The 10,660-nt window shown below is 70.8% G+C and carries 10 protein-coding genes; 4 read left to right on the top strand and 6 right to left on the bottom strand.

The window, feature by feature from the left end; genetic code table 11:
- Positions 1-165: 165 nt before the first annotated feature.
- Together ABT004_RS34360 and map are read right to left on the bottom strand one after the other, a co-directional pair.
- Positions 166-816 carry a biliverdin-producing heme oxygenase gene (locus ABT004_RS34360; protein ID WP_351345038.1) on the bottom strand — a complete coding sequence of 217 codons (651 nt, stop codon included), beginning with the start codon at positions 814-816 and terminating at the stop codon, positions 166-168.
- Positions 817-990: 174 nt separating this feature from the next.
- Positions 991-1,863, bottom strand: coding sequence for a type I methionyl aminopeptidase (map, locus tag ABT004_RS34365; RefSeq protein WP_351345041.1), 873 nt, complete (start codon positions 1,861-1,863; stop codon positions 991-993).
- A gap of 57 nt (positions 1,864-1,920) precedes the next feature.
- On the opposite strand from map, the gene ABT004_RS34370 reads away from it, so the two are divergent.
- Complete coding sequence (locus ABT004_RS34370; protein WP_351345064.1) at positions 1,921-2,157, top strand: hypothetical protein; 237 nt, start codon at positions 1,921-1,923, stop codon at positions 2,155-2,157.
- Positions 2,158-2,324: 167 nt separating this feature from the next.
- On the opposite strand, the gene ABT004_RS34375 is transcribed toward ABT004_RS34370, so the two are convergent.
- A complete protein-coding gene (locus ABT004_RS34375; RefSeq protein WP_351345044.1) occupies positions 2,325-2,933 on the bottom strand; it encodes a phosphoheptose isomerase family protein in 609 nt (202 codons plus the stop codon).
- 94 nt (positions 2,934-3,027) lie between these two features.
- Between ABT004_RS34375 and npdG the strand changes: the two genes are divergently transcribed.
- Together npdG and ABT004_RS34385 are read left to right on the top strand one after the other, a co-directional pair.
- The gene (gene npdG, locus ABT004_RS34380) at positions 3,028-3,741 is read left to right on the top strand and encodes an NADPH-dependent F420 reductase (protein ID WP_351345047.1); all 714 of its coding nucleotides are present in this window, start codon (positions 3,028-3,030) and stop codon (positions 3,739-3,741) included.
- A 90-nt stretch (positions 3,742-3,831) separates the two neighbouring features.
- Entirely contained in the window at positions 3,832-4,032 is a 201-nt protein-coding gene (locus ABT004_RS34385) for a hypothetical protein (RefSeq protein ID WP_351345050.1), read from the top strand.
- On the opposite strand, the gene ABT004_RS34390 is transcribed toward ABT004_RS34385, so the two are convergent.
- The gene (locus ABT004_RS34390) at positions 4,022-4,822 is read right to left on the bottom strand and encodes a site-2 protease family protein (protein ID WP_351345053.1); all 801 of its coding nucleotides are present in this window, start codon (positions 4,820-4,822) and stop codon (positions 4,022-4,024) included. The two genes, ABT004_RS34385 and ABT004_RS34390, sit on opposite strands and share 11 nt — an antisense overlap.
- Positions 4,823-4,988: 166 nt before the next feature.
- Here ABT004_RS34390 and ABT004_RS34395 point away from each other — a divergent pair, with 166 nt between their 5' ends.
- Positions 4,989-8,501, top strand: coding sequence for an AfsR/SARP family transcriptional regulator (locus ABT004_RS34395; protein WP_351345056.1), 3,513 nt, complete (start codon positions 4,989-4,991; stop codon positions 8,499-8,501).
- Positions 8,502-8,548: 47 nt separating this feature from the next.
- Here the strand turns inward: ABT004_RS34395 and ABT004_RS34400 are convergent, their stop codons facing one another.
- A complete protein-coding gene (locus tag ABT004_RS34400) occupies positions 8,549-9,436 on the bottom strand; it encodes an ABC transporter permease (RefSeq protein WP_351345059.1) in 888 nt (295 codons plus the stop codon).
- Entirely contained in the window at positions 9,433-10,455 is a 1,023-nt protein-coding gene (locus ABT004_RS34405) for an ATP-binding cassette domain-containing protein (protein WP_351345062.1), read from the bottom strand. Before ABT004_RS34405 ends, ABT004_RS34400 begins: the two co-directional genes overlap by 4 nt.
- Between the last annotated feature and the right edge of the window lie 205 nt (positions 10,456-10,660).

The raw sequence follows: 10,660 nt of genomic DNA on the forward strand, positions 1-10,660 counted from the left end.
GCTTGATAAATCAAGCCCCGCCGGCGATTGCTCTCTCAAGCCCCCTGGGGGCGGGCGATCTCATCCAGCCCCTGCGGCGGGTGGGCAATTTAAGCCCCTGCGGCGATCGAGCAGCGGGGTCCGGGGCGGAGCCCCGTGGGCGTAACGCCGTCACGGCTCAAAGGATTACGCGGCCGACCGAAACTCCTCGCCCAGCCCCCGAAACACCCCGGTATTCAAGGCGAACGCCGCCTTGCACTCGGCCACCACCCGCTGCTTCTCCAACTCATCCACCGCGATCCCATCCAGCAACTCCCGGTAGCCCCGCTTGAACGCCGCCGGGTTCCCCACCCCCTCGAACACGTAGAACCGCACCCCGTCCCCCTTGCGCGCGAACCCCCACGCCTTCTCCGCCTTGTCGCGGATGATCTGCCCACCCGAGAGATCACCGAGGTAGCGGGTGTAGTGGTGCGCCACATACCCGCCGGGCCAGGAGGCCGCACACTCCGCGACCCGCTCCGCGTACGCCCGCGTCTGCGGCAGCGCGGACACCGTCTCCCGCCAGTCCGGCCCCCGCAGATGCGCGAGGTCGCGCTCCAGCTCGGGCACGCGCAGCAGCTCCGGCCGGAGGAACGGCCCGGCCACCGGATCACCGGCAAGGTGTCGCGCGCCGTCCTCAAGTGCCCGGTAAACGAACCACAGTTGCTCCGTGTACCGCGCGTACGCGTCCACGCCGAGCCGCCCGCCGAGCAGGTCACCCATGAACGTCGACGTCTCCGCCTCCGTGTGCTGTTCATGCGACGCGGTGCGGATCAGGGTGGAGAACGGGGTGTCCATGAGGCCTCCGCCGTAGAGTATTAATTAGGTTAGGCTTGCCTAAGATTATAGCCTTCCCGACACGCTGTCGGTAAAAACCTACCCGGTTCTCCGATCAAGGGAACGTAAACAGAAGAGCCCGCCCCACAAGGGGCGGGCTCGATGCGCGAGAGGTATCGCCCACGGCAGCAACGCCTACGGCAGCGTGAGGACCTCCGTGCCGCTCTCCGTGACGACCAGCGTGTGCTCGAACTGGGCGGTCCGCTTACGGTCCTTCGTGACGACCGTCCAGCCGTCCCCCCACATGTCGTACTCGTACGTGCCGAGCGTGAGCATCGGCTCGATCGTGAACGTCATGCCGGGCTGAATCACGGTCGTGGCCTGCGGGGAGTCGTAATGCGGGACGATCAGGCCGCTGTGGAACGACGAGTTGATGCCGTGCCCGGTGAAGTCGCGCACGACGCCGTACCCGAACCTCTTCGCGTACGACTCGATGACCCGGCCGATGATGTTGATCTGACGCCCCGGCTTGACGGCCTTGATGGCACGGTCGAGGGACTCGCGGGTCCGCTCGACGAGCAGCCGCGACTCCTCGTCGACGTCGCCCACCAGGTACGTGGCGTTGTTGTCGCCGTGCACGCCGCCGATGTACGCGGTGACGTCGAGGTTGATGATGTCGCCGTCCTTGAGGACGGTCGAGTCCGGGATGCCGTGGCAGATGACCTCGTTGACGCTCGTGCACAGCGACTTCTGGAAGCCGCGGTAGCCGAGCGTGGAAGGGTACGCGCCGTGGTCGCACATGTACTCGTGCGCGATCCGGTCCAGCTCGTCCGTGGTGACACCGGGGGCGATCGCCTTCGCCGCCTCCGCCATGGCCCGCGCCGCGATCCGGCCGGCGATCCGCATCGCCTCGACGGTCTCCGGGGTCTGCACCTCGGGGCCCGTGTACGGAGTCGGCGCGGGCTTGCCGACGTACTCGGGGCGCCGGATGTTCCCGGGCACGGAGCGGACGGGGGAGATCTCCCCCGGAACGAGCAGGGTGGGCGAAGCTTGCGACTGGCCAGACATGCCAGCGAGTGTAACGAGCGCGGGTGGGGGAGCATGGCGGGGACGAGAGGAGCCGCCGTGGCGCTGTTCAAGAAGCGAACCGTCGGAAAGCCGGGCGAGTGGTACTACTGCCTGGAGCACAAGAAGGTCGAAGAGGGGCCGGAGTGCCCCAACAAGGACCGTTTCGGCCCCTACGCCTCCCGCGAGGAGGCCCAACACGCGATGGACACCGCGAAGGAACGCAACCTGGAGTGGGAGTCCGACCCCCGCTGGCACGACAAGCCGGACGACAATTCAAACCCCGCCGGCGACTGAGCCGCGTCATTTAAGCCCCTGCGGCGATTGAGCCGCGTCTTTCAGGCCCTTGCGGTGATGGAGGCGCGTCTTTTGAGCCCCCGCGGCGATTGAGGCGCGTCTTTCAACCCCTGCGGCGATTGAGCAGCGGGGTCCGGGGCGGAGCCCCGTGCGGGGGGGGGCAACACTCACCACCGCGCGGGCGGCGGCGCCGTCAAATGATCGGCCAGCCGGGACAGCCGGTCCCGAAACCCCCGCCGCCCCCGCGGAGCCCCCACCGCGTTCTCCCCCGCCGCCGCACTGACCAAATGCTGCACCGTGTCGATATCGAGATCCGTGTCGACGGGAACGCTCAACCCGTCATGCGCCATGGCCCCGAGCTCACCGCCGGAGGCCCCCGCTTCGAGCGCCAGAATCGTCGCCCCCGCGCGACGCGCATCGTGCACCCGCTCCAGCAACGACGCACCCGGCGAGGACGGCGTGACCACGAGGAGCGTCTCGCCGCGCCGCGCCGCTTCAAGCCGGCCGAGCCCGACGGCCAGATGCGCCGGGTCGTCCGGACGCGCCGCATGCCGGACGAGCGTGGGCGCCAGCTCGGGCACACCGGACCAGGCCGCCTCGTCGACCAGATGGGCCGCCAGATGCCAGGGCTCGTACGTCGGCGTGCCCACGAGGAGGAGCCCGCCGCCGTGCGCGGCGACCGAGGAGCGCAGCGCCCCGGCGAAGCGACGCGTGGCGGACGGCCACTCGGTCCCGGCTAGTACCTCGCGCAGCAGTGCTACTCGTACGGCATCCATGGGGTCGCATGGTGCCTCAAGTGGCCTGCCGGTTCGTCTCGTTCGGTGGAAGTCCGCCCGTACGAGACCTGTACCCCCTGGGTAGGGTCGCCGCATGACCTCTACCGAAAGCAGCCGGAGCGGCCAGAAGGCCCCGGCCAAGGACCCCTGGGACCTGCCCGATGTCTCCGGCCTCGTCGTCGGCGTCCTCGGCGGGACGGGACCGCAGGGCAAGGGCCTCGCCTACCGCTTCGCCCGCGCGGGCCAGAAGGTGATCCTCGGCTCCCGCGCCACCGAGCGCGCGCAGGCCGCCGCCGATGAACTCGGCTTCGGCATCGAGGGCGCCGACAACGCCGAGTGCGCCCGCCGCAGCGACATCGTGATCGTCGCCGTGCCGTGGGACGGCCACGGCGCCACCCTCGAAGCCCTGCGCGAGGACCTCGCGGGCAAGCTCGTCGTCGACTGCGTCAACCCGCTCGGCTTCGACAAGAAGGGCGCGTACGCCCTGAAGCCGGAGGAGGGAAGCGCGGCGCAGCAGGCCGCGGCGCTGCTTCCGGATTCGCGGGTCACGGCCGCCTTCCACCACCTGTCGGCCGTCCTGCTCATCGACCCGGAGGTCGAGGAGATCGACACCGACGTCATGGTCCTCGGCGAGGAGCGCGCCGACGTGGAGCTCGTCCAGGCCCTCGCCGGGCGCGTGGCGGGCATGCGCGGCATCTTCTCGGGCCGGCTCCGCAACGCCCACCAGGTCGAGTCCCTGGTCGCGAACCTCATCTCGGTGAACCGCCGCTACAAGGCGCACGCGGGCCTGCGCGTAACCGACGTATAGGCACGTACGGGGTGCCTTCCGGCGCTCACGGGGCATGGGGGACACTGGTCGGCGTACTACCCGCCGCACCGTCGTCTGGAGCCGACCCCCATGCCCCGCATCGCACTGTTCTCCCTGGTCGTCTGCGCCCTGGCCGTCGCGGCGGCCGTGGTCTCCTTCGTCGAGGGCAGCTTCCTCGGGATCGTGTGGGTGCTCATCGCGGGTGTCACGTCGAACATGTCGTGGTTCTACCTGCGCAGGGCGAAGGCCGAGAAGCAGGCCGCGCAGGCCGAGGCCGCGCCTACTGCGTGAACGTCGGGATCTCCGGGGTGCCCTGCCAGAACTGGTAGAACTCGCGACCCCAGTACGTGTCCCACTCGTGGACGCCGAGCGCGCCGAGCACCCAGTCGACCGCCTCGAAGAACCACTGGTTGATCTCCGGGATCCACAGCACCGCGAACACGGCGAGCAGACCGAACGGCGCGAACGGCTCCACCTGCCGCCGGATCTTGTGCGACAGCCACGGCTCGATCACCCCGTACCCGTCCAGGCCCGGCACCGGAAGGAAGTTCAGGATCGCCGCGGTCACCTGGAGCAGGGCGAGGAATCCGAGCGCGTAACGGAACGTGTCAGGCACTCCGTCCAGCGCGTCCAGCCAGAACGGCGCCGTGCACACGATCGCGAACAGTACGTTCGTCAGCGGCCCGGCCGCCGAGATCAGGCTGTGCCGCCAGCGCCCCCGGATCCGGCCCCGCTCGATGAAGACGGCGCCGCCGGGCAGGCCGATCCCGCCCATGATCACGAAGAGCACGGGCAGCACGATGCTGAGCAGGGCGTGCGTGTACTTCAGCGGGTTCAGGGTCAGATAGCCCTTCGCGCCGATCGAGATGTCGCCGCTGTGCAGGGCCGTGCGCGCGTGCGCGTACTCGTGCAGACAGAGCGAGACGACCCAGGCGCCCGTCACGAACAGGAACACCGCGAAGCCCGGCTGGGACGCGAAGTCCGTCCACACCGCCCAGCCGGCCACCGCCGTGATCGCGGCGATGCCGAGGAAGACGGGGCTGATCCTGTTGTCGCCGCGGCGTGCGGTGGCGGTGGTCATGGGGTGGGACTCCCGGGGCTGACTGGTCGGCTGGCTCACCGAACGTACTCGCTGTATGCGGGAAACGTGTCGCGGTACTGCGGGAGTTCCGGACAAGGTAGGGGCATGACGAAGCCCAGGCAGGTACCGGGCGCGGTGGCCGAGCGGCAGCGGGGACAATAGGTCCGTGCGCTACCGCATCCTCGGCACCACGCAAGCACTCCGCGACGACGGCACGGCCGTCCCGGTCGGCGGGGCACGCCTCCGCGCGCTCCTCACGGTGCTGGCCCTGCGGCCCGGCCGCGCCGTACCCGTCGCGTTCCTCGTCGACGAAGTGTGGGGCGAGGAACCGCCCGCGGATGCGGCGGGTGCGTTGCAGGCGCTCGTCGGGCGGTTGCGCAGGGCCCTGGGGGCGGAGGTGATCACCTCGTCCGACGGCGGGTACCGGCTCGCGGCCTCCGCGGACGACGTCGACCTGTTCCGCTTCGAGCGGCTGACCGCCGACGGCGCGAGGGCCTTCGCGGACGGGGATCCGGCGAAGGCGGTCGACCTCCTCGACGATGCGCTCGGGTTGTGGCGGGGGCCGGTCCTCGCCGATCTTCCGGACCGGGTGGCGGAGGGGGCGCGTTGGGACGCGCGGCATGTGGACGCGCGGCGGACGCGTCTCGCGGCGTGTCTGGACCTGGGCCGTGCGCACGAGGTCCTGCCGGAGGTGACGTCGCTGTGTGACGCGTATCCGTTGGACGAGTCGTTGCAGGTGTTGCGCCTGCGGGCGTTGCGCTCCGCGGGGAGGGGGGCGGAGGCGTTGGTGGCGTACGAGGTGGTGCGGCGGGAGTTGGCGGATGCGCTTGGTGCGGATCCGGGGCCGGAACTTCGGGCGCTGCACGAGGAGTTGTTGACCCCGACCGCCCCGACCGCCCCGACCGCCCCGACCGCCCCGACGCCACGGGGCTCCGCCCCGGACCCGCCTCAATCGCCGGCGGGGCTTGAAAGGCCTGCCCAATCGTCGGCCGGGCTGGAAAGGCCTGCTCAATCGCCGCAGGGGCTTGATGGGGCCCACCCGCCGCAGGCGCAGGCGCAGGGGCTTGGGGCGTCCGGTGCTGCTGCCGTCGCCTTGGGCAGTCTGCCGCCTGGGGCGGCAGGGTGGGCAAGGCGGCCCGCGGTGCCGCGTAACGGGGATACGGCCTCCGCCCCGGGGAACCTCAGGGCCCGGCTGACCTCGTTCGTGGGCAGGGACGGCGACCTCGACGCCATCCGGGCCGACCTCGGCCGCGTGCGGCTGGTCACGTTGCTCGGGCCGGGCGGCGCAGGCAAGACGCGGCTGTCGCAGGAGGCCGCCGAGGGGCTCGGTACCGCCCCGGACGGGGTGTGGCTCGCGGAGCTCGCCCCGGTCAGCGACCCCGCCGCCGTACCGGAGGCGGTCGTCGGCGCCCTCGGGGCCCGCGAAACCGTGCTGCGCGGCGCCGGCGCCGAAGAACTCCGCGTCGCGGGCGAGCGCCAGGGCGACGACCCCCTCGTACGCCTCGTGGAGCACTGCGAGAACCGCCGTCTCCTGCTGATCCTCGACAACTGCGAGCACGTCATCGAGGCCGCCGCCGCCCTCGCGGAGGACCTCCTCGCCCACTGCCCCGGCGTTACGATCCTCGCCACGAGCCGCGAACCCCTCGGCGTACCGGGCGAGTTGCTGTACCCGGTGGAACCGCTCCCGGAGCCGTACGCGCTGCGGCTGTTCGGGGAGCGCGGCCGGGCCGTTCGTCCCGGGTTCGCCCCGGAGCAGGACCCGGAAGCCGTAGGTGAGATCTGTCGGCGCCTCGACGGGCTTCCGCTCGCCATCGAACTCGCCGCCGCCCGGCTCCGGATGCTCACGCCCCGCCAGATCGCCGACCGCCTCGACGACCGCTTCCGCCTCCTCACCTCCGGCGCCCGCACCGCCCTGCCCCGCCAGCAGACGCTCCGCGCGGTCGTCGACTGGTCGTGGGAGCTGCTCGACGTGCCGGAGCGTGCCACCCTCGCCCGCCTCTCCGTGTTCAGCGGCGGCTGCGACCTGTCCGCCGCCGAGGCGGTCTGCGGCCCGGACGCGCTTGACGCCCTGGCCTCCCTTGTCGACAAGTCGCTCGTGGTCGCCGCCCCGGAGGAGGGCAGCGGCGACATGCGCTACCGGCTCCTCGAAACCGTCTCCGAGTACGCGGGCGACCGCCTCGACGAGTCCGGGGAGCGCGCCGCCGCCGAGCGCGCCCACCTCACGTACTACCGCGAACTCGCCCGCACCACCGACCCGTTGCTCCGCGGCAGCGGCCAGCGCGCGGCCATCGCCCGGATCGAGCGGGACTACGAGAACCTCCGGACCGCTCTGCGGCACGCCGTCGCGGCCCGTGACGAGCAGGAGGCGTTCAGCCTCGTCCTGTCCCTGACCTGGTTCTGGCAGATGCGGGACCTGCGCGTCGACGCCCGTACGTGGACGGGGGAGGCCGCGGCGCTCGGCCCCGACCCGTTCGCCGGGCCCGGCAGCCCCGCCCCGCCGATCTTCGAGCGCTGCACCGACACCCCGCCCCCGCTGACCGGCGAGCTCTTCGAAGAGGCGCGCCGCCAGGTCCACCTGTGCCGGCTCGGCTACATGGACATGGAGATGGACCACTGGCAGACGGAGCGGGGCCAGGACCGGCTGCGCGCCGTCATCGAGACCTACCACCCCGACCTCCCGCAGGCCTGCCGCCCGCCCGGCAACATCTGGTACTTCGCCGTCCTGATGACCGGCGACATGGACCAGCTGCAGGAGCTCGCCGCGGTGTCCGCGCGGACCTGCCGCGAGCTCGGCTACGACTGGGAGCTGGCGCTCGTCCTCCAGATGCGGGCCAACGTGTTCGCCAACCGCAGTGACTGGGCCGAGGAAGGGCTCACGTTCGCCGACGAGTCGCTGGAGCTGTTCAGTCGGCTCGGTGACGAGTGGGGAACGGCCGAGGCGCTGTCCGCGCGCGGCGAGGCGTACGAGAAGCTCGGCGACTTCGAGGGTGCCGCCGCCGACTACACGCGCGCCCGTGAGGTCGCGTACAGCATGGGCGCCCACTCCCAGGCTGCGATCCTCCAGGTCAGGCTCGGCCAGGCGCGTATCGAGCAGGGGGACATCGAGGAGGGCGAGGCGCTGCTGTGGGACTCGCTGGAGGACGGGCGCCGGCACACCAACGAGTCCCGGCCCGCCGCCCGCCTCTTCCTCGTGTCCCATCTCGCGTTCACCGGTCGCACTGTCGAGGCCCGTGAGCAACTGGCCCTGCTGCGCGCCGAGTTCAGGGTGGCGCAGATCGGGTTCTTCCACGGCATGACCGTCGGCATGGAGGCGATGATCGACGCCGTCGACGGGCACACCGAGGACGCCGTCGAGAATGTACGGCGCTGCCTCGCCATCGCGCGGGACCCGCTGTCCGCGCTCGTCATGCCGCAACTGTTGGGGCTGCATCTGTGCACGGCGTCCCGGGCCCTCGCCCAACGGGGCAGGGAAGGCGACGCGGTGGCCGCCGCCCGGCTCATGGGCGCGGCCGACGCGGCGATGCCCGAGGGCCACAAGCCGGCCGTACTCGAACGCAATTGGCGCGCGGCCGCCGCGGCGCAGACCCGCGCGCTGCTCGACGAGGCGACGTACGAACGGGCATACGCAGAGGGCGGTGGCCTCTCCTTGGAGGAGGCCACCGCCCTGCTGGACGACTGACGACTGACGCGAAGCGACGGGGTCGCCCGGCCCCGTTCTGCGCGGTCTCAGCTCTTCGTGGTGAACTTACGGATCGCGATCGGCGCCATGACGGCGGTGAGAAGCGCCGTCCACCCGAGGGTCACCCACAGGTCGTGGGCGACGGGGCCGCCGGTCATCATCCCGCGGCAGGTGTCCGCGAGCGCCGAGATCGGGTTCCAGTCGGTGAAGCCCTGCAGCCAGCCCGGCATCGACTGGGTCGGCGCGAAGATCGAGGAGCCGAACTGCAGCGGCATCATCACGAGGAAGCCCATGGCCTGCACGGCCTGCGCGCTCTTCATGACCACGCCGAGCGTCAGGAAGATCCACATGATGGCGGAGCCGAACAGCGCGGTCAGGCCGATGGCGCCGAACAGACCGGCCCAGTTGGTGATGTCGAAGCCGACGAGCAGCGCGACGATCATCAGGACCACGGTGGCGACGAGGAGCCGCAGCATCTCCACGACCACTTTGGCCATCAGCACCGAGCCGCGGCCGATGGGCAGGGACCGGAAGCGGTCCATGATGCCCTTCTGGAAGTCCTCGTTGAAGCCGGTGCCGACGCCCTGCGCGATGTTCATGGACATCATCGCGACCATGCCGGGGATCACGTACTGGACGTACGCGTCCTGGCCGCCGCCCATCGCGGAGCCGATCGAGCCGCCGAAGACGTACACGAACAGGAGGGTGAAGATGACCGGCATGAGGACCGCGTCGAACATCGACTCCGGGTCGTTGCGGATCCACAGCAGGTTGCGGCGGATCAGCGCGCCGGTGTGCCGCAGATGGCCGCGCAGGCCGATCTTGGGGTCGGCCTCGACGGTGATCGTGGGGACCGTGGTGGGGGAGAGGGATTCAGAAGGGGCGCCGCGCAGCGGCTCGTTGAGGGTGGCGGTGGGAGACGGGTGGGAACTCATACGGCGGCCTCGTGGAGTTCGGGCCTGGCGTCCTCCGGGGCGGAGGCCTTGTGGCCGGTGATGGACAGGAACACCTCGTCCAGGCTGGGGAGTTCGGTGGTGATGGAGCCGATCGTGATGCCCCGCGCGGTGACCGCGCCCACCACGGCGGTGAGCTGCTCGTCACTGAGCACGGGAACCAGGACGGACCCGGACTGGGTGTCCACGGTGGAGGTGGCGAGGCCCGTGAGCCCCATGTCGTCCATCGCGTGCGCCAGCGGACGCAGCTCCCGCGGGTCGGCCGGACGGATCCGCAGGGTGCGGCCGCCGACCTTCGCCTTGAGCTCCTCGATGCCGCCACGCGCGATGACCTTGCCGTGGTCGACGACGGTGAGCTCGGAGGCCAGCTCCTCGGCCTCGTCCATGTACTGCGTGGTGAGCAGGACGGTCACGCCGTCCTTGACCATGTTCTGCACCTCTTCCCACACCTCGTTACGGGTACGGGGGTCGAGCCCGGTCGTCGGCTCGTCCAGGTACAGGACGTGCGGGCGGCCGATCATCGACGCCGCAAGGTCGAGGCGGCGGCGCATACCGCCGGAGTACGTCTTCGCGGGCCGGCCGGCCGCGTCGGTCAGCGAGAACCGCTCCAGGAGGGCGTCGGCGCGGGCCTTCGCCTCCTTCCTGGACAGGTCGAGCAGCCGCCCGATCATGTACAGGTTCTCGCGTCCTGAGATCTTCTCGTCGACCGAGGCGTACTGGCCGGTGAGGCCGATCACGCGGCGCAGTTGGCGGGGCTGGTGCACGGCGTCGTAGCCCGCGACTATCGCGGTGCCGGAGTCGGGGGTGATCAGGGTGGACAGGCAGCGGACGAGGGTGGTCTTGCCGGCGCCGTTCGGCCCGAGGACACCCATCACGGTGCCCTCGTGCACGTCCAGGTCCACGCCGTCCAGGGCCTTGGTCTCGCCGTAGTGCTTGACCAGTCCCCTTACGGATACGGCGACCGGCCGGTCGCTCACGGGGTTCTTGTCGATTCGCGTCATGCCCTCAAGCTGTCACCCCCCACCGACAACCCACCGACATCCGACCGACAGGTGGCGGCCGCCGCCGATATATCGCCGAAAGCTCCCTCCCCACCCCGCCCCTCCCTGAAAGTCCTGCCGGACGGGCCTGCTCAATCGCCGCAGGGGCTACAAACAGTCCTGCCGGACGGGCCGCCTCAATCGCCGGCGGGGCTTGATCATCAAG

This window comes from Streptomyces sp. NPDC002790 (assembly GCF_040295505.1).
GTDB lineage: Bacteria > Actinomycetota > Actinomycetes > Streptomycetales > Streptomycetaceae > Streptomyces.